Origin of the sequence: Virgibacillus alimentarius (assembly GCF_017874635.1) — a bacterium.
In the GTDB taxonomy this organism is placed as follows: Bacteria; Bacillota; Bacilli; order Bacillales; family Amphibacillaceae; genus Virgibacillus_B; species Virgibacillus_B alimentarius.
Map to the genome: position 1 here is coordinate 1 of NZ_JAGIKX010000035.1, position 26,362 is coordinate 26,362.

20 protein-coding genes and 1 tRNA gene are annotated in these 26,362 nt (G+C 36.3%); 13 read left to right on the forward strand and 8 right to left on the reverse strand.

From position 1 onward, the window contains the following. Positions 1 to 249 precede the first annotated feature (249 nt). Positions 250 to 1,206, forward strand: a complete 957-nt coding sequence (locus tag J2Z81_RS13460) for an alpha/beta hydrolase (RefSeq protein ID WP_029271363.1) — start codon at positions 250 to 252, stop codon at positions 1,204 to 1,206. Positions 1,207 to 1,280: 74 nt separating this feature from the next. On the opposite strand, the gene dat is transcribed toward J2Z81_RS13460, so the two are convergent. Further along, positions 1,281 to 2,147 carry a D-amino-acid transaminase gene (gene dat / locus J2Z81_RS13465; RefSeq protein WP_226371568.1) on the reverse strand — a complete coding sequence of 289 codons (867 nt, stop codon included), beginning with the start codon at positions 2,145 to 2,147 and terminating at the stop codon, positions 1,281 to 1,283. Positions 2,148 to 2,464: 317 nt separating this feature from the next. Between dat and J2Z81_RS13470 the strand changes: the two genes are divergently transcribed. The 10 genes from J2Z81_RS13470 to J2Z81_RS13515 all read left to right on the forward strand — a co-directional run bounded on the left by J2Z81_RS13470 (position 2,465) and on the right by J2Z81_RS13515 (position 14,994). Next, positions 2,465 to 2,538: transfer RNA gene (locus J2Z81_RS13470), tRNA-Gly, on the forward strand. A 167-nt stretch (positions 2,539 to 2,705) separates the two neighbouring features. Next, on the forward strand, positions 2,706 to 4,409 hold the full coding sequence (locus tag J2Z81_RS13475; protein WP_029269678.1) for an ABC-ATPase domain-containing protein: 1,704 nt from the start codon (positions 2,706 to 2,708) through the stop codon (positions 4,407 to 4,409). Positions 4,410 to 4,430: 21 nt separating this feature from the next. Further along, entirely contained in the window at positions 4,431 to 5,579 is a 1,149-nt protein-coding gene (gene queG, locus J2Z81_RS13480; protein WP_226371569.1) for a tRNA epoxyqueuosine(34) reductase QueG, read from the forward strand. A gap of 2 nt (positions 5,580 to 5,581) precedes the next feature. After that, positions 5,582 to 6,100 (forward strand): methylated-DNA--[protein]-cysteine S-methyltransferase, encoded by a 519-nt coding sequence (locus J2Z81_RS13485; protein WP_226371570.1) that lies wholly within the window; start codon positions 5,582 to 5,584, stop codon positions 6,098 to 6,100. Between the two features lie 41 nt (positions 6,101 to 6,141). Next, on the forward strand, positions 6,142 to 6,990 hold the full coding sequence (locus J2Z81_RS13490) for an amidase domain-containing protein (RefSeq protein WP_029269671.1): 849 nt from the start codon (positions 6,142 to 6,144) through the stop codon (positions 6,988 to 6,990). Between the two features lie 81 nt (positions 6,991 to 7,071). Next, positions 7,072 to 7,545 (forward strand): tRNA (uridine(34)/cytosine(34)/5-carboxymethylaminomethyluridine(34)-2'-O)-methyltransferase TrmL, encoded by a 474-nt coding sequence (gene trmL / locus J2Z81_RS13495; protein WP_029269670.1) that lies wholly within the window; start codon positions 7,072 to 7,074, stop codon positions 7,543 to 7,545. 462 nt (positions 7,546 to 8,007) lie between these two features. Then, positions 8,008 to 10,866 carry a 2-oxoglutarate dehydrogenase E1 component gene (locus tag J2Z81_RS13500; RefSeq protein ID WP_226371571.1) on the forward strand — a complete coding sequence of 953 codons (2,859 nt, stop codon included), beginning with the start codon at positions 8,008 to 8,010 and terminating at the stop codon, positions 10,864 to 10,866. After that, positions 10,853 to 12,115, forward strand: coding sequence for a 2-oxoglutarate dehydrogenase complex dihydrolipoyllysine-residue succinyltransferase (gene odhB / locus J2Z81_RS13505; RefSeq protein ID WP_226371572.1), 1,263 nt, complete (start codon positions 10,853 to 10,855; stop codon positions 12,113 to 12,115). The genes J2Z81_RS13500 and odhB overlap by 14 nt, the downstream gene beginning before the upstream one ends. A gap of 198 nt (positions 12,116 to 12,313) precedes the next feature. Then, positions 12,314 to 13,594 carry an NCS2 family permease gene (locus J2Z81_RS13510; protein WP_084179243.1) on the forward strand — a complete coding sequence of 427 codons (1,281 nt, stop codon included), beginning with the start codon at positions 12,314 to 12,316 and terminating at the stop codon, positions 13,592 to 13,594. 212 nt (positions 13,595 to 13,806) lie between these two features. Further along, a complete protein-coding gene (locus J2Z81_RS13515) occupies positions 13,807 to 14,994 on the forward strand; it encodes a NupC/NupG family nucleoside CNT transporter (RefSeq protein ID WP_226371573.1) in 1,188 nt (395 codons plus the stop codon). Between the two features lie 34 nt (positions 14,995 to 15,028). On the opposite strand, the gene J2Z81_RS13520 is transcribed toward J2Z81_RS13515, so the two are convergent. Continuing rightward, positions 15,029 to 16,378, reverse strand: a complete 1,350-nt coding sequence (locus J2Z81_RS13520; protein WP_029269662.1) for an MATE family efflux transporter — start codon at positions 16,376 to 16,378, stop codon at positions 15,029 to 15,031. Between the two features lie 98 nt (positions 16,379 to 16,476). Here J2Z81_RS13520 and J2Z81_RS13525 point away from each other — a divergent pair, with 98 nt between their 5' ends. Next, on the forward strand, positions 16,477 to 17,547 hold the full coding sequence (locus tag J2Z81_RS13525) for an undecaprenyldiphospho-muramoylpentapeptide beta-N-acetylglucosaminyltransferase (protein WP_226371574.1): 1,071 nt from the start codon (positions 16,477 to 16,479) through the stop codon (positions 17,545 to 17,547). Between the two features lie 135 nt (positions 17,548 to 17,682). Here J2Z81_RS13525 and J2Z81_RS13530 read toward each other — a convergent pair whose 3' ends face one another. The 3 genes from J2Z81_RS13530 to J2Z81_RS13535 are packed head-to-tail and all read right to left on the reverse strand — an operon-like array spanning position 17,683 to position 21,335. Beyond that, a complete protein-coding gene (locus J2Z81_RS13530) occupies positions 17,683 to 20,724 on the reverse strand; it encodes an efflux RND transporter permease subunit (RefSeq protein WP_226981375.1) in 3,042 nt (1,013 codons plus the stop codon). Then, on the reverse strand, positions 20,717 to 20,893 hold the full coding sequence (locus tag J2Z81_RS15905; RefSeq protein ID WP_226981376.1) for a hypothetical protein: 177 nt from the start codon (positions 20,891 to 20,893) through the stop codon (positions 20,717 to 20,719). Before J2Z81_RS15905 ends, J2Z81_RS13530 begins: the two co-directional genes overlap by 8 nt. Before the next feature lie 13 nt (positions 20,894 to 20,906). Next, positions 20,907 to 21,335 carry a MarR family winged helix-turn-helix transcriptional regulator gene (locus J2Z81_RS13535; protein WP_029269658.1) on the reverse strand — a complete coding sequence of 143 codons (429 nt, stop codon included), beginning with the start codon at positions 21,333 to 21,335 and terminating at the stop codon, positions 20,907 to 20,909. A gap of 226 nt (positions 21,336 to 21,561) precedes the next feature. Between J2Z81_RS13535 and J2Z81_RS13540 the strand changes: the two genes are divergently transcribed. Beyond that, the gene (locus J2Z81_RS13540) at positions 21,562 to 22,392 is read left to right on the forward strand and encodes an aldo/keto reductase (RefSeq protein WP_390337322.1); all 831 of its coding nucleotides are present in this window, start codon (positions 21,562 to 21,564) and stop codon (positions 22,390 to 22,392) included. A 61-nt stretch (positions 22,393 to 22,453) separates the two neighbouring features. On the opposite strand, the gene J2Z81_RS13545 is transcribed toward J2Z81_RS13540, so the two are convergent. The 3 genes from J2Z81_RS13545 to J2Z81_RS13555 are packed head-to-tail and all read right to left on the reverse strand — an operon-like array spanning position 22,454 to position 26,213. Further along, entirely contained in the window at positions 22,454 to 23,590 is a 1,137-nt protein-coding gene (locus tag J2Z81_RS13545) for a Ger(x)C family spore germination protein (RefSeq protein WP_226371576.1), read from the reverse strand. Then, the gene (locus tag J2Z81_RS13550; protein WP_226371577.1) at positions 23,590 to 24,696 is read right to left on the reverse strand and encodes a GerAB/ArcD/ProY family transporter; all 1,107 of its coding nucleotides are present in this window, start codon (positions 24,694 to 24,696) and stop codon (positions 23,590 to 23,592) included. The genes J2Z81_RS13545 and J2Z81_RS13550 overlap by 1 nt, the downstream gene beginning before the upstream one ends. 8 nt (positions 24,697 to 24,704) lie before the next feature. After that, complete coding sequence (locus J2Z81_RS13555) at positions 24,705 to 26,213, reverse strand: spore germination protein (protein ID WP_226371578.1); 1,509 nt, start codon at positions 26,211 to 26,213, stop codon at positions 24,705 to 24,707. Positions 26,214 to 26,362 lie beyond the last annotated feature (149 nt).

Below are 26,362 nucleotides of genomic sequence, written 5' to 3' on the forward strand. Positions count from 1 at the left end.
GAAAATCAACCGGAGTTCATGAAAATCAACCGGAGTTCATGAAAATCAACCGGAGTTCATGAAAATCAACCGGAGTTCATGAAAATCAACCGGAGTTCATGAAAATCAACCGGAGTTCATGAAAATTGTACTTATTAGCGTTGTGATGCTGTAAAGAAGTACCAATAAAAAAGTGGCTAAAGGAACGGCAAAGATCGGTAATTTTTTATATAATGGAATTATAATGTTGTTGCCTAAGGGGGGACAAAGATGAAGAAAAAGAAATGGTTGAAAATATCACTTGGAATTATTGCTATTCTATTAATAATCAATACTGTAGCTAGTGTTTATTTTTATAATCTAGCTATAAAACGAAATGTAAAGGACTTTCTAGTAGGCAATGACGATCTCGAAGTAACAGCTGAAGCAATGGATGCTTTTTTAGAAGGAGATTGGCGTAATTGGGTCGACCAGCAGGATTTTGAGGAAATGGAATTAACATCATTTGACGGTCTTCGATTAAAAGGGTATTTTTTAGAGGCGGAAAAGCCAACAAATAAGACTGTTGTACTAGCGCATGGATACCTTGGCAGCGGTTCAGATATGGGAATTTACGGAGAATATTATTATAAAGCGCTTGGTTATAATGTATTTTTCGCAGACTCACGCGGTCACGGCGAGAGTGAAGGAGATTATATAGGATTTGGCTGGCATGATCGACTCGATTTTATAGGTTGGATCGATAAGCTAATTGAAAAACTTGGATCAGATACTGAAATCGTCATGCATGGTGTATCCATGGGGGCAGCGACAGCATTAAACACCAGTGGCGAGCAGCTTCCTGATAATGTTAAAGCAATTGTAGCTGATAGTCCCTATACGAGTGTATACGATATGTTTTCTTATCAAATGAAACGCATGTATCATTTACCTGCTATTCCAATCTTACCGAGTACAAGTATCGTTACAAAAATGAGAGCAGGTTATTCGCTTACGGAGGCTTCTTCTTTAGATCAGGTAAAAAAAGCAGAAGTACCTATTTTATATATTCATGGCGAGGCAGATACATTCGTCCCTACTAAAATGGCTAAAGAATTATATGAAAATACGAAAAGCAATGCAGAAATTATGACCATAAAAGGAGCGGGACATGGTGAAGCATTTGTAATTGAGAGGGAGAAATATGTAGAAAAATTAAGATCTTTTTTAGATAGATATATGGATTAAAGCGTCTCTTTCTAAAGAATTAGAAAAAGCAAGACACCTATCGGTAGTTATTTAATGGGTGCCTTGCTTTTATTTTAATTTATTGTAGAAGAAATAAGTTTAGCATCTTTTTCATATGCTTCTTGTAGTTGTTTGGATATTTTACCAGGTTTGCCATCTCCAATTTGCTTTCCATCCACCTGAATAATCGGCATAATCTCAGATGTTGTACTTGATAAGAATAATTCATCAGCTGCAGGGATGTCTTCTAAATTAAATCCTTCTTCAATAAATGGAATATTTAAATCCGCTGTGAATTTTTTGACTCTCATTCTAACACATCCGTGTAGAATTCTTTTTGTAGCAGGGAAAGTATAAATCTTATTTGACTTAACTAAATAAACATTAGCTGAACTACACTCAGTGATTAGTCCATTTTTATGTAAAATTGCTTCATAGCAGCCTTGTTCTTTAGCTTCTTGTTTGGCAAGAACATTAGGCAATAGGTTTAAACTTTTAATATAGCAATTTTCCCAGCGGATATCGCGTTGTGTTATTGTGCTGACCCCATTTTCAAGTAAATGATGTTTACGAGGAAGGTTCTGAGTATAAGCATACGTATTTACTGGTGTTTCAACTGGAAATTCGTGTTCCCTTGGAGATGAACCTCGAGTAATTTGTAAATATACTTTGCCGTCAACGGTCATTTTATTTTTTTCTATCAATGTTTGTAGCAAGCTAATGAGCTTTTTTTTGGTGAAGGGCAATATTAGTTTAATTGCTTCTGCTGAACGGAATAGACGATCAACGTGTTCCTTCAATAAGTAATATTCTCCGTTATAAATACGGATAACTTCATAAATACCGTCTCCGAATTGTAAACCGCGTTCTTCATAAGGATAATTTAAACTATCACGATGGATAAATTTTGACTGTGACATCATAATTGGATAAATTGCCATACTTTTTCCTCCTCTTCAAAACTATGTTTCTGGAATAATAAGATAACAATCAGGTTATTATATAAGTATATGAAACTGTATTATACTTCATGTTAGTGTCATATTCTATAACGAACAAACAATTACACAAAAAAGGAAAAGAAGGAATATTTTCCACTTTAAAAATATCACAATATTTGTAGGAAAATGTTGAATTTATATTGACTAGGATAAGGAGAGTTGTTATAATAAAAAATGTACTTAAAAAGAGATGGAAAATACATCAAAAGATGTAGGGGCAGTATGCGTAAGTCAAGTTCTTTTCTCTATAAAGAAATGCGGGTGTAGTTTAGTGGTAAAACCTCAGCCTTCCAAGCTGATGATGTGGGTTCGATTCCCATCACCCGCTCCATACATATTACCAACGCAGTGTTTTGTATTTTAAATATACGAGGCATTGCGTTTTTTCCTTTTACTACAAAAGAGAATCTAATATTAAATTTCCACTTTACTTGAAGGAAGTACTTTATTAATAGTACCCTTGAAAAAGAAACTATTAAAATAGAGGGATTTAATAATATGAAAAAATTATTACAACAATGCAGACAACTAGATGGAAAGGGATATAAAGGATACAAAAGTTTGCAAGGCTATTATGCTTTTAGTGATTTCGGGTTACATATTGATTATGTTCAAGGGGATCCGTTTGCGTCTCCATCCAAAATCCGGGTCACCATTCCAAGTCATAAAAGAAATATCAATACCGATTGGATAGATTGCTATCATCGAAAAATAGCAACGGAAGATGCAATAGCAAGAGCTATTGGAAAAGCAGTTCATGATAATGCTATCCGTATTAAAGGATCTGGAAAAAGTGGTATAATTCTCTTTGATACGCCAGATGCGGAAGTACTTGAGAGAAGTGCTGTACAAATTAATGAAAAAGAAATCACGGTATGCATTTCTGTCGGACTCCCTGCAAACGGACGCAGGATTAATGGGAAAGAAGCAGAAAAATTATTCACTCAAGTAATCCCGTCACTTATGAATAAATCAATTTTTTCAATTAAAGATGAAGCGATTATTGAAGCAGTACAAATTGCTGATCAACAGGAAGTTATTAAAGCTGAGATGCAAAAGAATAACTGGATTGCCTTTATTGCTAATGGATCAATACTCCCACGCGAAAGTGGCATTAGCAACCGTCCACTAAAAGATGCTGTCCCCTTTCAAAGCCCACAGGAAAACGAAGTGTCGATTTCGATTCCACACCGTACTGAGCCAATTAAAGGGATGGCGATTCAAAAAGGGATTACCTTGATTGTAGGTGGAGGTTATCACGGGAAGAGTACGATCTTAGAAGCAATCGAACGTGGTGTCTATGTGCACGCCAAAGGAGATGGGCGTGAGTATGTTCTGACAGATCGCGATGCAGTTAAGATTCGTGCAGAAGATGGCAGGAGAATTACGGGAGTTAATATTTCGCCATTTATTGGAAATTTACCGCACAAACAGGATACACATTTCTTCTCCACAGATAATGCAAGTGGCAGTACATCTCAGGCGGCTAACGTAATGGAAGCATTAGAAGCTGGGGCAACCACATTACTAATTGATGAGGATACGAGTGCGACAAACTTCATGATTAGGGATCATCGAATGCAACAGCTTGTAAAAAAAGAAAAGGAGCCAATTTCCCCCTTTATTGATAAGATCAAGCAATTATATGATCAGTTTGATGTTTCAACGATACTTGTAATGGGAGGATCAGGAGACTATTTTTCTGTTGCTGATTCAGTAATTATGATGGATGCCTATGTACCATTTAATGTAACAAGCGAAGCAAAAGAAATCATGGTAAAATATCCATTAGAGCGAGAAGAGCAAAATCAGATGAATTTTGGCGAAATCAACCATCGGCAATTTAGTCCTTTAACACTGCAGACAAATAAAGGAAAACGCTCAAAAACAGATGCGAAAGGTCTGAATAAAATTTTAATGGGAAGAACTGAAATTACCTTTGAACAGACAGAACAATTGGTTGATCAGTCGCAAACACGTATGATCGCGGAAATAATCCAATTTTTAGACAGAACAAATGGACTTGGGCAAAAAACGCTATATGAGTTATTAGATACAATTGAAGGTCAAATGAATAAACAAGGACTAGCATCCTTTACACCCTTTAAAAATCAGCATCCTGGTGACATTGCCAGACCACGTCGTTATGAAGTTGCAGCTGTATTAAATCGTATCCGAACAGCAAAAGTAATGCAGAAGTAAAAAAGCTCGGGAGGTGGTAATGTGAATGTAGATACACTAAAACAAAGCGTGATCGATTATAGTAAAGAAATAGGTATTGATAAAATTGGTTTTGCCTCCGCAGATGTTTTTGGTGAATTAAAAGAACGGCTGAAACAACAACAATCCCTTGGGTATCAGTCGGGATTTGAAAAAGGAACATTAGAAGAAAGAACGGAACCAAATCGCCTCTTGCCTGAAGCAAAATCCATTATATCTATAGCTATTGCCTACCCTTCCCGAATGAAAGACGCACCAAAAAGTACAAAGGAATCTAGAAGAGGCATTTTTTGCCGTGCATCGTGGGGGACCGATTATCACGATGTACTGCGTAAAAAAATATCGAAACTCGCAGCATTTTTAAAACAGCAAACACCTGATTTGCAAAGTAAACTAATGGTAGATACTGGAGAACTTTCTGATCGAGCAGTGGCTGAGCGGGCTGGAATCGGATTTAGCGGAAAAAATACGTCAATTATTACTCCTGAATTTGGCTCTTTTGTATATCTGGGTGAACTAATTACAAACATACCGTTTAAACCTGATTCCCCTATAGAGGAAGGTTGTGGTGAATGTACAAAATGCATGGACGCTTGCCCAACAGGTGCACTAGTGCAAGGCGGTCAATTGAATGCCCAGCGGTGTATTGCATTTTTAACACAAACAAAAGACTTTCTCCCAGATGAATTCCGGGATAAAATTGGTAATCGGGTCTATGGATGTGATACGTGCCAAATGGTTTGTCCGTGGAATAAACAGGTCGACTTCCATCTGCACCCGGAACTGGAACCGGAACCGGAGATTGCAAAACCAAAATTAAAGCCAATGCTTCGGATATCTAATCGTGTATTTAAGGAGACTTTCGGACATATTTCCGGTTCATGGCGCGGGAAAAAACCACTGCAAAGAAATGCGTTAATTGCACTAGGTCACTTTAAAGATAAAACTGCAGTTGATGAACTCATTCCTGTTATGCGTCAAGATCCCCGTCCAGTTATTCGAGGAACCGCTGCATGGTCACTCGGTAAAATAGGAACAGAAAAAGCGTTTGATGCAATACAGGAAGCGATGAATGAAGAAGAAAATGAACAAGTTTTATTTGAAATGGAAAAAGGACTCCAATTCAAAAAGCTTCATGAAAAAGAGGGGTAGTAATGAGCAATTTATACTATGATGAAATTGATTCACCCATTGGAGCCTTATTAGTAGTCTTCCATGGTGATGACATTGTGCGAATTGATTATGGAACAATGGAAATTATGGAACAACGATTGAAAAAATGGACAGAGCGGTATTTTACCGAACCTGTTTTCATTAAATCGCCTGATAAGGCTGCACCTGTTAAAAGAGATTTTGATGATTATTTTAATGGTGAAAGTAAAGCTTTTTCATTCCCTTTTACGTTTCATGGTACTCCTTTTCAAAAACAAGTTTGGCAGGTACTATATGATGGTATTCCATACGGAAAGACGACAACCTACAAAGATATTGCAATTAAGATTCAAAACCCAAAAGCTGTCCGGGCAGTGGGCGGAGCTGTCAATAAAAATCCACTTTCTATTGTTGTTCCATGCCATCGCGTAATCGGATCATCAGGAAAAATGGTTGGGTATAATGGTGGACTCGATAAAAAAGAATATCTACTAACATTTGAAAAAAATAATGCATCTTGAGCAAGCCTTCCCTCCATATATTAGTTATGGAGGGGATTTTTATGGATAAACTAAAAAAAGTATGGCTTGATTTTTTTGAAAATACTAGAAATGAAGAAAGTTGGTGGCAGAGAAAAAAAGCTTTACATCGTAAACGAAATGCTGAAATTGTCCGTATTCAAGGAGAAGGTCGTATGTTTGAAACATTTACTTATGCTAATAATACGATATACAAATACCTGCTATACCTATCCTTTTTAATTAAGCAACATGGACAATTCATTATAGAAGAAAAAGTTACACCGTACCAGTTTCAATTAGTAGATGGAAATATTATCAATCATACGGAGTTATACCCTATCAGCAATTCAGATTATGATATACCAACAATAACACCACAAATGATTAGAAACAGAAAAAATGAACGCTTTTCTTACGATCGGCTTGCGGCTGTCAAGTATGCAGAGCGTTGGTGGAATAGCTACAATCCTGCTTATAAAAAGTTCGCTGTCGATTGCACGAATTATGTTTCTCAATGTTTGTTTGCCGGCGGAGCACCAATGAGGGGGGCCCCAGTTAGAGAGCAAGGATGGTGGTATAAAAATAATAATTGGAGTTATAGCTGGTCCGTTTCTCATTCTATGCGATGGTATTTAAGTGGCTCGACACAAGGACTACAAGGCAAAGAAGTAGAGAAAGCAGAAGATTTAAACCCGGGAGATATCATTTGCTACGATTTTCAAGGGGACGGAAGGTGGGATCATACGACATTTGTTGTTGCAAAAGACCAGGAAGGAATGCCTTTAGTTAATGCACATACGGAAAATAGCCGGAATCGTTACTGGTCCTATGAGGATTCCACTGCATGGACACCAAATATCAAATATAAATTTTTTCGAATTAGTGAATAAATGATATACTAATGTAGTTAAAAAGAAAATACGAGTAAAAGTAAGAGAAAGTGTGCTCGATCTAGGTAAGGAGAATGAAAAGTGAGTTTGCACATTGTACTATATCAACCAGAGATTCCGGCTAACACTGGGAATATAGCCAGAACATGTTTGGCTACTGATACAACATTACATTTAATTCATCCATTAGGATTTTCGACGGAGGATAAAATGTTGCGTCGAGCTGGGCTCGATTATTGGAATAAAGTGAAAATAGAAGAATATGCATCTATTTATGACTTATATACACTGTATCCAAATGGGACGTATTATTATATTGAAAATTTTGGAACGGGGCATTATACGGATTTTGATTATAGCAATGTGGAAGAGGATATCTTTTTTGTTTTCGGAAGAGAAACGGATGGGATTCCCAAAAGTATAATTGAAGGCAAAGAAGGGAAATGCTTACGAATTCATATGTCTGACGAAGTACGTTCATTAAATTTATCTAATACTGCAGCAATTATTATATATGAAGCACTACGTCAACAAAACTTCCCTCATTTAACGTAAGACGATAAAAACCGTCATGCAATACATCGCATAACGGTTTTTATCGTCTCAGTCTTTCATATTACTGATTATTTTTAGGAATTCCCGGTTTAGACTCATAAGCAGAGGTTAAGCAAGATGCAGTAAATACAACGATAACTCCCATTAATAATGCCAATTTCATGAATGTGATCCTCCTTTACCTATGTATCCATGAAGTGAAAAGATACGTAAGTACATACTTAATATTGTAACCCATTATACATAAAATGATTGAAATTGTGAAGCGCGGGATAAGGAAATACAATTGAGTGAATATTCACATTTATAATTATTCGCATAATCGCTATCTTCATGTTGTATCATGGCGGAAAATGGAGTATATTAGTTGATGAAGTTATCCGTCAGGACTATAATAGTCCATGGGTATTAAAAAACCGTTAAAATAACGGAGAATGCTAACTTCTAATGGGGGTATAAGACGTGGCGCAGTTTGAAGAATCTAATCAAGGATTCTGGGGAGAATTTCATGGTCCCAACATGGGTTATGTAGAAGAACAATATGACTTGTACAAAGAGGATCCCGAATCTGTTGATCCTTCTATTAAAGAAATGTTTGACCAATATGGTGCTCCTACTTGGTTGCATCAATCAAATCATGGACAATCAATGCATAGAGAAACTTCTATAAATGATGTCAAAACATTAACCTCAGCGATGAAATTTGTTGAGGCTATTCGTCGTTTCGGTCATTTAGATGCAGATATCTATCCTGTAGGCTTAAAAAAAAGTGAAACAGAATTAGTAGATCCGAAATCTTACGGTCTAACGAAAGAAAGTTTACAAAATATCCCTGCCACATGGCTGTGGGAAAATGCACCAGCTAATGTTGAAAATGGTTACGATGTAATCCAATATTTAAAGAAACGTTATACCGGAAAAATTTCTTTTGAATATGATCATGTTAATAATGATGAAGAGCGAAAATGGCTATTAGAAAGAATTGAATCTGAAAATCTTTACTTGGACGTATCGGATGCAGGGAAAAAGCAATTATTGGAACGTCTTGCCCATGTAGAAGGGTTTGAAAGTTTCTTACAAAAAACCTTTGTCGGTCAGAAGCGCTTTTCCATTGAGGGTCTTGAAGTAATGGTTCCAATTCTTGACCAGATTGTAAAGCATGCGACTTCTGATAAAATTGATAATATTATGATGGGAATGGCTCATCGTGGAAGATTAAGTGTTTTAGCCCATGTACTAGGAAAACCATATGACAAAATTTTCTCTGAGTTTCATCATTCTCCTAATAAGGAATTAATCCCTTCAGAAGGTTCCATGGGAATTAATTATGGATGGACTGGAGATGTTAAATACCATTTCGGTGCTAGTACGAAAGTAAAAGATAGCGAAGAGGCTACAACTCATATTACCTTAGCACATAATCCTTCGCATTTGGAGTTTGTTAATCCGGTCGTGCAAGGATTTACTCGTGCTGCACAAGATGACCGGTCAGAAAAAGGATATCCAAAACAAGATTTAAACAAAGCATTTGGGGTATTAATACATGGAGATGCAGCTTTTATTGGTGAAGGTGTCGTAGCAGAAACGTTAAATTTAAGTGGACTGCCTGGATATCGAACAGGAGGAACCGTACATCTGATTGCCAATAACCTTGTTGGATACACAACAAATCAAAAAGATGGCAGATCTACCAGATACGCGAGTGACCTAGCCAAAGGATTTGAGATTCCAATTATCCATGTGAATGCAGACGATCCATTAGCTTGTATTTCTGCTGCAACGATCGCTTATGAATATCGTAAAAAATTCCATAAAGACTTTCTGATTGATTTAGTTGGATACCGTCGCTATGGACACAATGAGATGGATGAACCAAGGACAACACAACCAAAGTTATATAAAGAAATTGATAAACACCCTACAGTTTCACAAGTATTTGCTGAGAAGTTGCAAGAGGATAAAATAATTGATGAAAATGAATTGCCTAAATTAAAGGATAAGACAGAGAGTACCTTACGTGAAATCTATGATAATATGAAGGAAAATGAGACGGGTGAAGCAGAAGCAAAAAGTATGCCTAAGGCTTTGACTAATGGTTTAAGTCAGTTTGAAACTGCTGTCCCATTAAAAGACTTGAAAGCACTGAATGCTGGAATGTTACAACGTCCAGAAGGCTTTACTGGTTTCAAAAAGCTTGAGAAAATTCTAAAACGAAGAGAAAATGTATTAGAAGAAGGCAATAAAGCAGATTGGGGTGCAGGAGAAGCTTTAACATATGCTTCTATTTTACAAGACGGAATACCAATTCGTTTGACAGGTCAAGACTCTGAACGAGGCACTTTTGCACATCGACATGCTGTTTTACATGATGTTGAAAAAGATGACACATACTGCATTATGCATGGTTTAGACGAAGTAAAGGCATCGTTTGATATTCGCAACAGCCCGCTTTCAGAAGCAGGTGTACTTGGATATGAGTATGGTTACAGTGTTCATTCACCAAACACATTGGTAATTTGGGAAGCGCAATTTGGGGATTTTGCGAATGCAGGCCAAGTAATTTTTGACCAGTTTATTTCTTCAGCCCGTGCTAAATGGGGAGAGAAATCAAATATGGTAATGCTCTTGCCTCATGGTTATGAAGGTCAGGGTCCAGAACATTCAAGCGCAAGACTTGAACGTTTCTTACAAATGGCTGCAGAAAATAACTGGATTGTAGCAAATGTTACATCATCAGCTCAGTTTTTCCACTTAATTCGCAGACAAGCTGCAATGCGTGGACGTGAGGAAGCAAGACCACTCATCCTGATGACTCCAAAAAGCCTACTGCGTAATGCCCGTGTTGCATCAGCTGCAGAAGAATTCACAAATGGAAAATTTGAGCCTTTAAGACAACAACCAAATTTAAAAGTAAGTAAGAAAAATGCAAAGCGCCTATTAATTGGCAGTGGTAAAATAATGGTAGACATTGAAGAGGCAATTGAAAACTCTGAGAATAACTTTGAATGGTTACGTGCTTTACGACTAGAGCAAATCTATCCATTCCCTGAAAAACAGCTAGAAAAAGAATTAAAAGAACTGCCAAATTTAGAAGAAATTGTTTGGGTCCAAGAGGAGCCGAAGAACATGGGGAGCTGGAATTTTGTAGATGATTATTTAAGAGATTTATTAAAAGAAGGACAGTCTATACGTTATGTAGGTCGTCCGGATCGTTCATCACCAGCAGTTGGAGAACCAAATGTTCATAAATACGAACAAAATGCAATCGTACAAGAAGCAATTAACCCGTCTAAAGGAGGACATAGCAGTGAAAGAAATTAGAGTTCCAGAACTTGCTGAATCTATTACAGAAGGTACCATCGCTCAGTGGCTTGTAAAAAAGGGCGATAAAGTCGAAAAAGGTGACCCTGTTGTCGAGTTGGAGACAGATAAAGTAAATGTTGAAGTGAATTCCGATCATGCAGGCGTTTTAACCGAGATCCTTAGTGAAGAGGGCGATGATGTTGAAGTAGGTGACATCATCGGAAAAGTAGACGAAAATGCCGAGGCGGGAGAAGCTCCTTCAGAGGAAAAAGAAAAACCGCAAGAAGAAACGAAACAAAAGGAAGCACCAGCGAAAAAAGAAGAAAAGCAAGAAGAACCTGCAACAGAAACTAGTAATAACACACAGGATGTAGTAGCATCACCTGCAGCAAGAAAACGTGCGCGTGAATTAAATATTGATTTAGGTTCAATTCGTGCAAATGATCCATTAGGCCGTATTCGCCCTGAAGATGTAGAAGCAGCTGCAAAAGGCGAATCGGAGAAAAAAGCTGAGAAATCAGCGAAAAAAGAAGCACCTAAGCAACAAGAAAAAACTGAGTTTGATAAACCAGTAGAACGTGTAAAAATGTCACGTCGTCGTCAAACAATCGCTAATCGTCTTGTTGAAGTACAGCATGAATCAGCAATGTTAACAACGTTTAATGAAGTAGATTTGACTGCTGTTATGAAACTCCGCAGTGAAAGAAAAGAGAAATTTCTTGAAAAGCATGGTGTAAAATTAGGTTTTATGTCATTCTTTACAAAAGCTGCTATTGGAGCCTTGAAAGAATTTCCATACTTAAATGCGGAAATCCAAGGGAAAGAGCTTGTCTTGAAAAAATTCTATGACATTGGTATTGCAGTATCTGCAGAGGAAGGTTTAGTTGTTCCAGTTGTTCGTGATGCAGATAAGTTAGATTTTGCCGGAGTAGAGCGTGAAATCGGAAATCTAGCTGAAAAAGCACGTGAGAATAAATTAGGATTGAATGACCTCCAAGGCGGTACATTTACAATTACAAATGGCGGAACTTTTGGATCTATGTTGTCTACACCAATCTTAAATGCACCTCAAGTTGCTATTTTGGGTATGCACAATATTCAAAAGCGTCCGATGGTTATGCCGGATGATTCCATTGAAGTCCGTCCAATGATGTATTTAGCACTATCTTATGACCATCGTATTGTTGATGGTAAAGATGCAGTAAAATTCCTTGTACGCATCAAGCAATTACTTGAAGATCCATATGATCTGTTATTAGAAGGATAAAATATAAAAAAATCTCTACACTGTTTGCGGTGTAGGGATTTTTTATTTCATATTAAACGTACTGTAGATTTACTCTTCCTATTTTGTATTAAAATTTATTAAAAATATCTTACATCCATTGCAATTACTTATAAAAACGAATATTATAGTATTTGTTACTATAATTATTCGGAAAGATGGGTGCCAATTTTGAATAAAATGTTTAAATTCAAACAAAACAACACAAATATCCGAACTGAGGTGGTTGCAGGGATAACGACTTTTCTTACAATGGTATATATTATAGTAGTGAATCCGACTATACTTTCTTCTGCAGGAGTACCATTTGATCAAGTATTTATGGCTACTATTATTTCAACTGTTGTTGGTACTGTATTTATGGCTTTGTTTGCAAATTACCCAATTGCGATTGCACCTGGTATGGGAATGAATGCTTATTTTGCAAGTGTGGTTGCAACACAAGGTTTATCTTATCAAGTTGTGTTTGGAACTGTATTTTTAGCAGGTGTCCTTTTTATCTTATTAAGTTTTACCACATTAAGAGAAACATTAATTGGTGCAATTCCTGCTTCTTTAAAGTTCGGAATTACGTCAGGATTAGGTTTATTCATTGCCTTTTTAGGTTTAAGGATGTCCGGTATTGTAATCCCAAATGAGGCCAATATGGTCGGATTTGGAGACCTGCATGAACCTACCACGTTATTAACAATAGCAGGTTTATTTATTACACTGCTATTATTGGCATGGAATGTTAAGGGTGCTTTATTTTTAGGAATGATCGCTACTGGAATCATTGGATTTTTTACAGGACAATTAGAATTTACAGGATTGCTATCTGCTCCGCCAGCCCCTGTATTTTTTGATTTAGATATCGGAGGAGTATTTACAAATGGATTATATACTGTTGTATTTGCCTTTTTATTAGTGACGATATTTGATACAACAGGAACAATGGTTGGTGTTGCGGAGCAGGCTGGATTTATGAAAAATGGCCAGTTTCCACGGGCTAAAACTGCTTTGCTTGCAGATGCAACTGCAACAACGGTCGGATCAATGTTTGGAACAAGTCCATCTTCCGCCTATGTTGAATCAACTTCAGGGGTTGCAGCAGGTGGTAGAACAGGGTTAACTTCTATCGTAGTTGCTGGTTTATTTGCACTTTCCATTTTCTTTACACCAATAATCAGTGCAATTGCAAATGTGCCTGCGATTACGGCACCAGTACTTATTATTGTTGGAAGCTTCATGATGGAGGGACTATCTCGCATTGATTGGAGAACATTTGATGAGGCATTTCCTGCTTTTGCTATTATCCTTACGATGCCTTTAACATCAAGTATAGCTACAGGAATTGCAATCGGATTTATAACCTATCCATTGCTAAAGTTAGTGACTGGAAAAGGAAAAGAAGTACACTGGATCCTGTACGTGTTCGGCATTATTTTTGTATTACAGATGATTTATTTCCCAGCTCATTAGATCATGTAAACGACTTAGCAAACATTTTGGCTAAGTCGTTTTTGTTAAAATATAACTGTTCAGGGAATAGCTAAATAAGTATGAGAAAAAATATCGGTACTATGGTATTGCATGACGTCTGACAAGCTGATAAAATCACTTGTGTGCATTGAATAATGTAAGTATTTGCAGAAAATTGTATAAAAAATATAGGGATATAGGGAGGTAGCAGTGTGACAAAATTCTTAGGGGTATTAGCAATTATTGTTGTTTTTGGTATTGCATTTTTAATGTCTAATGATAAAAAGAATATTAATTATAAAGGCATTATTGTGATGTTAACTGCCCAATTTTTATTAACATGGTTTATGTTCTCTACTACAATTGGACAAACAATCATAAACGGAATATCAGCAGGGTTTAATAAACTGATTGAGTTTGGAACAGAAGGAGTCAACTTTGTAGTAGGTGGTGTTGAAGTCGGAGAAGGAGGGGTTTTCTTCTTTGATGTACTACTCTTAATTATTTTTTTCGCGACGCTTTTATCCGTGCTTACGTATTTGAAAATTCTTCCTACCATTATCAAATTTATCGGAAGTATTATTTCAAAAATTACTGGTCTGCCCAAGGTAGAATCATTTAATGGTGTAAATAGTATTTTCTTTGGACAATCTGAAGCATTGATTGCCATAAAAACACAGTTCCACCATTTAAATGACAATCGTCTTTACATTGTAAGTGCTTCAGCAATGGGGTCTGTATCAGCATCAATTGTAGGTGCCTATTTGCAAATGTTGCCACCTAATTACGTTCTAATGGCATTGCCTCTGAACATGTTGAGTGCTTTAATGGTTGCGTCTATTATTGCGCCAATTAAAGTTCCAAAGGAAGAGGATCATGTTGATGTTAAAAATGTTACCAATGACAAAAGTATTTTTGAAGCGATGGGGAATGGAGCTTTGGAGGGTGGTAAAATAGCATTAATTGTTGGAGCTATGTTAATTGCATTCATTGCCTCGCTGGAACTAGTCAATTGGTTCATTCAATTAATTTTTGCAGGAGTAACACTGCAAGAGATTCTAGGTTATATTCTTGCTCCAATTGGATTTTTAATGGGGATCTCACCTGGTGAACTAATTCAAGCTGGTTCTGTTATGGGAACCAAGATTGTAACAAATGAATTTGTAGCAATGCTTGAATTTCAGGGGATGTTAGATGCTATGTCTGAAAAAACAGTAGGAATTGTATCCGTATTTTTAACAAGCTTTGCCAATTTCTCATCAATTGGAATCATTGCTGGGACAGTAAAAGGAATTGATAGTGAAAAAGCAGTAAGTGTTTCTAAATTTGGTATGAAGCTTCTTATTGGAGCTACACTCGCATCCATTCTTTCCGCAACGGTAGTCGGTATATTCTTATAGAGATAAAAAACTCATCAAGCTGTTGATGAGTTTTTTATCTAGTACGATATTTTTTATGCAACGAAAGTAAACGGATAATTAATGCGACAGCTCCACAGGTTAATCCGGTAATCAGACCTACCCAATAGCCAAATGGCTCCAAAGCTGTAAAATTAGCAAGAAGCCATCCGGTCGGAAGCCCGATTCCCCAGTATGAGACGAGTGCAACAATCAATGTTACATTTACATCCTTGTATCCGCGCAAGGCCCCTTGAATTGGTGCACCAAATGCATCAGCAAGCTGATAAAAAATAGCAAAGTAAATAAATTGTTTTGTTAGCGCGATAACATTTGGATTGCTATTATAGAGCGAAGCAACAGAACCACTGAATAGATATAATATTAGGCCGGCAAAGACAGCGATAAAAATACCTCCGCTAATCCCAATGTATCCATATGTACGCGCATCTTTATAGCGTTTAGCACCGATTTCAAATGCAATGGCAATCGTTAGAGCCATCCCCACACTTAAAGGTATCATATAGAGTAGAGTTGCGAAATTCATTGCAGCCTGGTGTGCGGCAATCGTGTTTGTATTGTATACACTCATAAATAATGTTACGGCCGAAAATATACTTGTTTCAAAAAAAATGGCTAAGCCAATTGGAATACCAATTTTGAGTTGTTCAAGCCAAGCTTTTAAAGAAGGTTTTACCCAGTTAGAAAATACATGAAAGCGACGAAATGGATTTATTTTATGTATAACGGCTAAAGCTATTATACAACTAACCCAGTAAGTAACAGACGTTGCTACACCGGATCCAATTCCTCCAAGTGCAGGAACCCCAAATTTCCCGAAAATAAAAATATAATTAAACAGGACATTTAGTGGCAAAGTAATTAAAATAATCATCATGGAAATACGAGTCTGTCCCATGGCATCGATAAAAGAGCGCAATGTATTAAATATAAATAATGGTATAATTCCTGTGATTAGTGTTATTAAATAAAACGCTGCAATATGTCGGACACTATCCTCTAGATCCATGAAGTTTAAAATTGGTTTGAGTGCTAATGCACCAGCTAAAAATATAAAGATTGCGATCGTGATCGCTAAATAAATGCCTTGCTGTACTTTTTTAGGGACTTCTTTGTTTTTATTGGCACCAATTAATTGTCCAATAATTGGTGTAATGGCAAGCATAATACCATTTACTCCTGTAAAAACAGGGACCCAGAGGCTGGAACCTATCGCTACACCAGCTAAATCCTGCGCACTAACACGCCCGGACATAACGGTATCAAAAAAATTCATTAAATACATACTTACTTGCGTAATGAGAATAGGAATTAATATAATGGAAAACAGCTTTAGTTTTTCTTTTAGTGTATTTGTTTCTTGCATAATATCCTTCCTTTTTATCTCGTTTTCTATTACGATAAAAGAGATGATGAAAACCATTATATCAGTATATACGAATGAGAGGAAAGTGTCATAGACAGATGAAAAATAAGCGTATACTCTTTACCGGAGGCGGAACCGCAGGTCATGTTATCGTAAATTTAGCCCTAATCCCGGTTTTCCAAAAAGAAGGATGGGAAATTGACTATATTGGATCTGCCAATGGGATTGAACGTAAATTAATTGAACAACTTAATGGTGTCACATACTATCCAATTTCTACTGGGAAATTACGCCGTTATATGTCCGCGGAGAATTTAAAAGACCCTTTTAAAGTGTTAAAAGGGACGATGCAGGCTTGGCATATCATTGGCAAACGCAAGCCAGCGATCATTTTTTCAAAAGGGGGGTTTGTGTCTGTTCCAGTAGTACTTGCAGCAAGACTGCGCGGGATTCCTGCAGTGATCCACGAGTCCGATTATACACCAGGTTTGGCTAATAAGATCGCTATTCCATTTTCAAAAAAAATATTAGCAACATTTCCTGAGACGATGAATTATCTTCCAGAGAAAAAGGCGGAGTATGTAGGGGCTGTAATCCGTGAAGAGCTTTTTGAAGGAAAAAAAGAAAAGGGACTTAAAATGTGTGGTTTCACAAAGGAAAAACCTGTTCTGCTCATTATGGGAGGAAGCGGTGGTTCTCAAAAAATCAACGAAACAGTGCGAGGAAGTTTGGATAGGTTATTGTCACTCTTTCAAATCGTACATATTTGCGGAGAAGGAAAAATAGACGCTACCTTTGACCGGAAAGGATATATTCAATTTGAATATGTACATGACGAATTAAAAGATATTTTTGCTGCCACAGATTTTGTATTATCTCGTGCAGGTGCAAATGCTATTTTTGAATTTTTGTCACTTCGAATACCAATGCTTCTAATTCCATTATCGATAGAGGCGAGTAGGGGGGATCAAATTGTTAACGCTAAATCGTTTGCGGAGAAAAGATACGCCCGAATTATTGAGGAAGAGTTGTTAACAGAAGAAAAACTCGTGCAAGAACTGACTCAATTGAAAGAATATGCCTCATTAATGATCGATACCATGAAAAATTACAAAAGCGAGAAGGCTCGAGATCGAGTTATCGAAATTATCAAAGAAACAGGTAAATAGATATGAAGAAGACTGTCCATTTTTAGGGCAGTTTTTTTAAAATAGACTAATTCCAGAGTGATGAATAAATGGGAGGACTGAGTAAACAAAAAAAGAGTGTCCACCATTTTTGGGGACACTCTTTTGTGATAGACCTTATTTCATTCCTTTATCTTTATTCTTCAAAAATGGCCACCAGTTTACTTTGCCAAAAAGACGAACCATGACTGGCACGAATAGTGGTAAGATGACAAAGGCATACAGAAATAGACCTATTAATACGACGGTGGCTATTTGTAATAAAGACAAAACGCCAGATGGCAGCATTGCTCCAAATGTACCACCTAAAATAACTGCAGCAGAGATAATGACTGTACCCATATTTTTCATTGCGGACAAAAGCCCTTCTTTTACATCTCCGCCTTTATTTTCATTAAATCGATCCATTAAAAAGATACTGTAGTCTATTCCTAACGCCATGAGCATAACAAAGGAGAAGAACGGAATAGCCCATGTTAGGCCATCATGTTCAAGGATATTTACAAATATAAGCTCAGCGAAGGCCATCGATGTGAAGTAGGTTAATATTAAGGAACCGATTAAGTATAATGGCATAACGAATGATCTTAGTAAAACAACTAAAATAATGAAAATGCCACCAACCATTAAGAATACGGTTCTATTATAATCAGCATCCGAGATATTTTGTAAATCATTATTCGTGCTGCTGATTCCTCCTAATTTAGGATCGCTTTTTGCAAATATTGTATCCTTTTTAACATCATTAATTTTATCCTGAATTTGGTCCATCATTTGAATCGCTTCTGTTGAATAAGGACTATGTGTTAAGACAACCTCAAATTTCGCGATGTTTTTGTTATCTGAAATATACGGTTTTGTTCCTTCCATAAAAGCGTCATCTTTTAAAGCTTCTTTCGGTATAACGACGGCCGGATTATTGGGATCAACGTCAAAATCTCCTAGATAACGTTCGACTTCCGTTAAACCGTCATGAATTTCTCCTAATCCATCCGTTGCGTCATTTAAACCACTTGTTAAATCTCCAATTTGATTTTGCATATCTGCAAAAGCCGTTTTTAGCTCTTTTTGTCCACCGTAGATTTGTGATAATCCTTCTTGCAAGCTAGAGACATTATTTACGACTTTCCCTTGGCCATTTGCTGCTTGGTTTAAACCAGATTGCAGTTCTTTAATACCGCTTATCAGCTCTCCAATTCCGCTGGAAAGCTGTTCTTGGCCCGCGATTGTATCACTAAAACCATTGTTTAATTCTTGTAGTGGAGAAAGAATTTGTTTTTGAAATAAATCTTGTGCACTTTTTGATAAATTTTTAATTTTATTTAACTGATTCTCAGCTTCTTCCAGTCCACCCATTACACCTTCAATTTGACCTTTTGCAGTACCGTATGCTTCCTGGAAGTTTTGGTTTCCTTCTAATTCAGGGTTAGATTCTAGTGCTGTTTTAAACATCTTCTCAATATTTTCTTTCGCTCCTAATAAGGCGGTATTCATATCTTTAATTTGCTGCTCGATGCTAGCTAACTGTTTTTTATTATCATCATCTTCTAATTCAGCTCCGGCACCTTTGACATTTTCTGTAAATTTTTTATAACCTGCCAACAATTTTTTGTTAGTGGCAATTGTATCATCCAGGTTGTTTTTAATCGTCTGCAAGTTTGTTTTTATTTCTTCAGCACCTTTAGAACCGGACTGAATCCCGTTTTGAATTTCTTTCAAGGCATCACTAAGTTCGCCAATTCCATTCTTTGCATCCTGTGTACCTTGCATTAATTCATCGACACCATTTTTAGCATCTTTCATTTCAGATGGTGCATCTTCTAGTTCATCTGCCGCTTTTTGCAAACCATTTTGAATTTCTTTTAATCCATTTGTACTTTCATTAATACCATCAGCTAATATTTCTGTTTGGTTTTGGACAAGAAAATCATCAATTACTTCCCCAGCAGGTCTTGTTGCACTACGAACCTGACCAACGCCATCCATTTTTGCAATTTCCTCAGAAATGGTTTCAATTTCCTGGTATTCCTTTGTAGAATCAATCGTTTTATCAGTTTCCATAACAACAGTGGTTGGCATAGATTGGCCTGGACCAAAACTATCAGCAATCCAATTAAATGCTTTTACAGATCCATAATCATCCCCAATTTCAGCTAAGGAATCATACGATTTATCGCCATGAAAGGTAAGCAGTGCAGGGACCGTTATAACGGCTACGATAAGTAAGGCAATTACAGGGCGAGCCCATGCAAATGTGCCTGCCGTTCCCCAAATACCACTTTCCTTATGAGCAACATTTTTATCAAATGGCCAAAAGAGCTTTTTCCCAAGTAAGACTAAGAAAAATGGGACGAGTGTTGTTAATGCAATTAATACAACTGCGACACCAATAGCGACAGCGACTGCAGATTGATAAAGTGAAAATGTAGACAATCCGATGGTTGAAAATCCGACTAATACTGCTAAACCAGCATAGAAAACCGTTTTTCCGCCTGATTTATAAGTCGTTATAACAGCTTCCTGAATGGAGTCGTGACGATCCATTTCTTCTTTAAATCGACTAATTAGCAAAATACAATAATCCGTTCCTATACCAAACATTACTGCAACCATAAAAATTTGTGTGAAAGTAGATAATGGAAAATTGACGGTATCCGCTAAAATAGAAACAATACCTTGAGCTGCCAAGTAACTGATTCCTACAGTCAGTAATGGGATAAGTGGTGCGATAATAGATTTAAAAACGACAAATAAAATAATGATAATTAACGCAACCGTAATTACTTCCGTGCGCTTTAAGCCTTCTTCCGAGTTTTTCGTAATATCCTGGTTAATGTATTCTTCACCAGTTAAATAATGATCAACTTTGGTATTTTCAACTGTTTCATATATTTTATCACGAGATTCTACCACTTCTTGATTTTCTATGGATACTTCTAAGGGAACTAAAATCGTCGTTCCATCTTCAGATACTGTTTGTTCTTCAATAGCTTTATCTTCAGTAAATGCTAATATTTCCTTTAGTCCGAGTTTTTTCTTATTTTTTTCGAGCTGATCAATTGCTTCTTTTACGTCTTCTTTTCCCTTTTTGTTTATGCCATCATCATCATGGAAAACAAGGACGGCACTTGTCGTATTCTCATTATCGTCATCAGACATCTTTGTTGAGCAGTTCCTGTGCTTCCACTGAGGGATAGCCATCAGGGACGGTAATTTGTCCTTTTTTTGCAACCAAGTCCTGTAAATTTGGTGATAAAATAAATAGCGCAGCAGTAACCACGATCCACAGCGCAGCAATAAGCCACCGAAATCGAATAATTTGTTTCATTTTATATCCCTCTCTAATTACTCATTAAGTTTGCCAGTTTTTCTAAGGATTCTATAAATGATTGAATTTCATGTTTATCAAAGTGTTCTAAATATAGGCCAATGTCGGAATAAAGGGCACGCTCCGTGTATTTCACAAGATCTATCCCTTTTTTGTTTACATTTAAATAAACATTTCTTCGATCTTTTTGATCCCGTTTTCGTTCGATGAGACCTTTATCAAATAATCGATTAATTAGCGCAGTGACAGCACTTTTCCCGACTCCAAAGGCTTGTGCAATATCTGTGCTTGTGCATTGTTCATGATTATGAATATATTGCAAGATAGAGAATTGATCTGTTGTAATATCTGAATGGACTTTTTCCTTCAGAATATTATTCACACTTCGATAAACCGTGTTCATGGCTGTTTGGTACCGTTCAACGAGTTCTTCCAATTGCATATAAACATCCCCGGATTATAGTTCACTAAATGAATAGTTCATGATCTGAATTATTGTACAATATCAATCTTATGTAAAAGAAGCAATATTTATTTATAACTTTCATAGAAAATTCATATTTGTAAGGATCCATCTTCAACAACAAAAAACATTTTGAAAAGTCACGATAGTATCATTTTCTAATCATCTATTTTAAAATGAAGGTAAGCATGATATGGAGGAGGAAATGATGATGACAAACATACCACTAAAAACATTATATAATGGCGTTTCAGTTCCCCAGCTCGGTTTAGGTGTATACAAAGTTCCGCCTGAAGATGTATACCAAACAGTCTCTTCTGCTTTAAAAGCGGGGTACCGTCATATTGATACAGCAAGCTACTATGAAAATGAGAATGGTGTAGGAAAAGCTATTAAAGATTCCGGTATTCCAAGAGAAAAGTTATTCATCACAACTAAAGTATGGAATGATGATCATGGCTATGACCGTACACTTCAGGCGTTTGAAAAAAGTATGGAAAAATTAAATATGGATTACGTGGATTTATATTTAATCCATTGGCCCATTCCGGAAATTTTTCCTGAAACGTGGAAAGCACTTGAAAAATTATATAAGGATGGCCGAGTGAAAGCAATTGGTGTCAGCAATTTTCTTGATCATCATCTACAAACGTTGTTGACTGATGCAAAAATAAAACCGGTTGTTAATCAAATAGAACTACACCCTAAATTAATACAAAAGCAAACCGTAGAATTTTGCAGGGAGAATGATATAGCTGTTGAGTCTTGGTCACCGCTGGGACGTGCTAGGTATTTGGATGACGTTATATTAGAAAAGCTTGCCAAAAAATATGATAAAACAGTTGCTCAAATTATGATTAGATGGCATATCCAGCATGACTTTATTGTTATACCAAAATCAACGAAAGCAAAAAGACAAGCAGAAAATATGGCTGTGTTTGATTTTGAGTTAAGCCCTGAAGATATGAAACAAATAGACGGAATGGATGAAGGGTTTCGCATTGGTTCGCATCCAGACGAGATTATGAATAAATAAGCAAAACCCAGTTGAATTGCGCTTCAACTGGGTTTTGCTGCGGAACAAGAAAGTCCTTCCATTAGTCTACTGAACCATGTCTGTTAATATTAGCATCTACATTAAATTTTACGTTAATTTCAGGAAACTTCTTTCTCCATTCTGACCGTTCTAATTCACCATTAGCTGTTTTAGTGCGGTATATCGCTCCATATCCAAACGAATCTGCATTATATTCTTGTAGTTGGTTCAATATTTTTTTATAGCGAGTTTTTATTGCTTTTTCAACCTCTTTTTCAAATAAACGGGTTATTTTCATATTTTTTATTCTAATTTGTTCGGTCGTCTCTAGTAGTTCTAAATTTAGTTTTATATCGGTTTGAAAGGTTCCATTTTCACGATCGATTAAGGTTGTTTTGCTAGATCCTTTAATGATATTAAATGCCGTATTAACGGTATCCTTATCAATCTTTATATTTTCCTCTTTATCTAAATAGCTTTTAAATGGTTCGATAGGAAGTGTTAATTCTAATTTTTGATCTTCGACATTATTTAAAAGTAAATTAAAAAATATTTTATTATCAGCAGGAATGTTTCCAATATACCTGTCATCTTGCATGATTGCAATGGACGTGATTTTTGGAACCCCCTCAGTGGCGTCAAATAAAGGCAAGATAGGATCCTTCCCTACGTTATAAAAGGTTCTTAAAAATTCGTGTAAATCCACTCTGGGAAATTGATGATCGTCTGAATTCTCTTCAATAAGTCCATGTAAATATTGACCTATATTCATATTTGAATTTTCCGTCCCACTCATGAGTAATTCGTTAGCTGATTTATTCGTAATGGATAAATATACGGAATCAGGTAAAGCAGCATCGCGGTATAATGTGTCTATAAAAGGCAATATCCCTTTTTTGGCAGTTTCGTTTCCGTAAACTTCTAATTGAATTTTGACCGGGGTTAGGCGAAAATCGGTTTCTAAATTTGCATTTTCAGTAGCTCCCTTAATTGTGTTTCCTTTACCTGAGACGATAGCAGTATATTCATTTGCCTGAGCAGAAAAGCGGAAAATCATTAAAGTGGACTTAATTTGATTGTCACCCAGCTTATCCACGCCTCGTGTGTTTATAATGCCAAGTTTTTCGATTTCACGGGTAGGGATACAACTACTAAGAATGACCATAAAAAGGAACAGAAAAACAAGATGTTTTTTCATTATTTTACACTTCCTTTTTTTGCCATCTTTTTCATGAGAACAATTGGCAGTAATACAAGCGGATAAATAAATATAAGCCAAAAGCCTAATTGTGACACAATATCGGTCAATTTTTGGATATATATATCATGTTTAATAAGAATAACAACGATTAATGTGATGATGGATGATGTATACAATGTGGTTTTTTGCCGAATTTTATACAATCGTTTCACACTATAAGTAATCCCCCACATTAAGAGAGCAACGTTAGGAACCACAACCATCATCCATTCAGCAACTACGATATAGTCAAGACGTTCGATAAAAGAAAAAGAAACGTTTTTAAATAGCGTTAATAAGGACCATGTGATGTCTTCTAAACTCAATGGATTAAAATAGCCAATTACTGTAATTGTACTTACGAGCAAAACGAGTGTTGTATAGAAAAGTGCTAAAAAAACTGGCATCTTTATCTTTTCTTTATTGTCAACAAATGGATATATAAAAAATAGAATTTCAAAGCCAGAAAGTGTGTATGTCGTAGTTTTTGCTCCCCTTATTAATTCAGGAAGAGAAGCTTCAAATAATGGTAGATAGTGATTCCATTCAATTTTTGAGATCGGATCATATAATAATAATAATAGCCATTGAGTTAAAAATAAAAATATAAAAGCTATTCCTACAACCGCTCTAAAACCGCCTAAGACGGTGTATATTGTTAAAAAGAGTAACAGTAAACCAACTACATAAGAAGGTATTGTAGGATATAGAAAAACTTGAATAACTTCGATATAGGTTAACATAATGGAAATTAGACTGGCTCCAAAATAAATCACATAAACGGTTCCAAGAAATTTTCCAACCCAAGCACCAAACACATCTATTTGTATACCCAAAATATCCGCATTATCATACTGTCTTAAAATCATGATCATGCATGATGTTACAATCAGCATTAAAATGAAGCTTATCAATATAGATATCCATGCGTCCTGCTTTGCATCTTGATAAATATAATTAGAAATTCCAAGAACCCCAACTCCTATTTGTAATTCATAAATAATAAAAAATAAATAAAAAGCTCGTATTTTCTGTTGAGGCTTTACATTGACATTAATATTCACCCTATCACCTACTCATCAATATCTTGTTTTTTAGCGGCTTCTTCCCTAGGAAAACGAATAAGTCTTTTAGGCTGATAGGCCTTTGCAAGCTTATTTTTATAGCTAATTGGTGTGCGGTAAAATACTTTGTTAAAATCTCTTACATGTAGCGGATATAAGGGTAAAAGATAGGGTCGCCCAAGTGATGTGAGCCGAATTAAATGGATGGTTAAAAAACTCAAACCAAAAATAATCCCAAGAATCCCAAAAAGTCCCGCCAGGAGAATTAGAGGGAAACGAATCACACGTACTGTTGTTCCAATAAAATAACTTGGTGAAGTAAACGATGCAAGCGCACTCATTGCGACAACAATAATTAAAATATTACTGGTTATTCCAGCTTCGACTGCTGCTTGACCAATAACTATTCCTCCTACAATCCCCATTGTTTGTCCAACTTTTGTTGGAAGTCTCGCACCCGCTTCCCTTAATAATTCCATCAAAAATTCGAGAATTAAAGCTTCAAGTAGCGGGGGAAAAGGAACCTGGGCCCTTGACTCTCCTAAAGAAATGAGCAATTGGGTTGGAATTAATCCAAATTGATATGTTGCCACAGCTACATAGAGAGGTGTTATTATAAAGGAAAAGAACAAAGCTACAATGCGCAATAATCGTAAAAAAGTCCCCTCATGCCAACGCATATATAAATCCTCTGTTGATTCGAGGAAACTGAATAAATTAGCAGGCGCTACAATTGCCATGGGACTATTCTCAACTAGTACACCAATTTTTCCTTTTGTTACTCCATATGTAAGACGATCCGGCAATTCCGTTGATTCGAATTGCGGGAATAAATTTGTTGATGAGTCTTCTAGATATTGTTTTAAAATGACACTATCCTCGATTTCATCTACATCTAAATCTAGGAGTCTTTGGCGCATGGTATTAACATCTTCTTCATTCGCGATTGATTTCATATAAATTAAACGAACTTCGCGTGGAATGGTTTTACCGATCGTTATTTTTTTCAGCACCAAATCGGTAGACCTGATTCTAAAACGTACAATATTTAAGTTTGTAAAAAGCGATTCAGTAAAAGCGAGTTTTGGGCCAAGTACAAGCGATTCTGTTTCTGCTTTTTCAAGATTCCTCTTTTCTTTATTCAGAAGTAAGTAAGAAATTACTTCATTTTCTCCCTCTATGTAAATAAAGACGCCACCAAGCAGCAAGTTATCTAGTATTTTTTCTAAAGATTGAAAAGTCTTGCTCTCTCCGAGTGGGATCTCATTTAAAATATTTTCATTTGTCCATTCAATGTCCTTATTTAATAGGGGTTTTAATATAAAATCTTCCGCTTTTTCCTCTGCAACCAAATAGGGAATAGAAAACACAATCATCTTATTCCCCTTATGCTCATATTTAGATAGCAATAAATCGGGATTGTTTTCAAATTTCCGCCGTAAGATCTTCTCGAATTCATCGACTTTTAGAGGGAAAATAGAATCTGTTGTTTTACTTGATCTCATTCTTCTTTTCATCCAACTTCCACCTCCTTTTCTGTATAATCTGTACAAGCTAGTATGTGGAGTATCTGGATAGGCTACACTTAATTAGACAGATTCGTTAAGGTCATATAAACTTGGTTCAAGAAAAGTCGGAGGAGAATCAAAAATGGCCAACAAAAGAA

What these genes read in the sequence shown, in the direction of transcription:
- J2Z81_RS13485 (WP_226371570.1), top strand. Translation starts at nt 5,582, where the DNA reads ATGAGCAATTTATACTATGATGAAATTGATTCACCCATTGGAGCCTTA.
- J2Z81_RS13540 (WP_390337322.1), top strand. Translation starts at nt 21,562, where the DNA reads ATGATGATGACAAACATACCACTAAAAACATTATATAATGGCGTTTCA.
- J2Z81_RS13490 (WP_029269671.1), top strand. Translation starts at nt 6,142, where the DNA reads ATGGATAAACTAAAAAAAGTATGGCTTGATTTTTTTGAAAATACTAGA.
- dat (WP_226371568.1), bottom strand. Translation starts at nt 2,147, where the DNA reads ATGGCAATTTATCCAATTATGATGTCACAGTCAAAATTTATCCATCGT.
- J2Z81_RS13555 (WP_226371578.1), bottom strand. Translation starts at nt 26,213, where the DNA reads ATGAAAAGAAGAATGAGATCAAGTAAAACAACAGATTCTATTTTCCCT.
- J2Z81_RS13460 (WP_029271363.1), top strand. Translation starts at nt 250, where the DNA reads ATGAAGAAAAAGAAATGGTTGAAAATATCACTTGGAATTATTGCTATT.
- J2Z81_RS13510 (WP_084179243.1), top strand. Translation starts at nt 12,314, where the DNA reads ATGTTTAAATTCAAACAAAACAACACAAATATCCGAACTGAGGTGGTT.
- J2Z81_RS13530 (WP_226981375.1), bottom strand. Translation starts at nt 20,724, where the DNA reads ATGTCTGATGACGATAATGAGAATACGACAAGTGCCGTCCTTGTTTTC.
- J2Z81_RS13475 (WP_029269678.1), top strand. Translation starts at nt 2,706, where the DNA reads ATGAAAAAATTATTACAACAATGCAGACAACTAGATGGAAAGGGATAT.
- J2Z81_RS13535 (WP_029269658.1), bottom strand. Translation starts at nt 21,335, where the DNA reads ATGCAATTGGAAGAACTCGTTGAACGGTACCAAACAGCCATGAACACG.
- J2Z81_RS13545 (WP_226371576.1), bottom strand. Translation starts at nt 23,590, where the DNA reads ATGAAAAAACATCTTGTTTTTCTGTTCCTTTTTATGGTCATTCTTAGT.
- J2Z81_RS13520 (WP_029269662.1), bottom strand. Translation starts at nt 16,378, where the DNA reads ATGCAAGAAACAAATACACTAAAAGAAAAACTAAAGCTGTTTTCCATT.
- J2Z81_RS15905 (WP_226981376.1), bottom strand. Translation starts at nt 20,893, where the DNA reads ATGAAACAAATTATTCGATTTCGGTGGCTTATTGCTGCGCTGTGGATC.
- J2Z81_RS13525 (WP_226371574.1), top strand. Translation starts at nt 16,477, where the DNA reads ATGAAAAATAAGCGTATACTCTTTACCGGAGGCGGAACCGCAGGTCAT.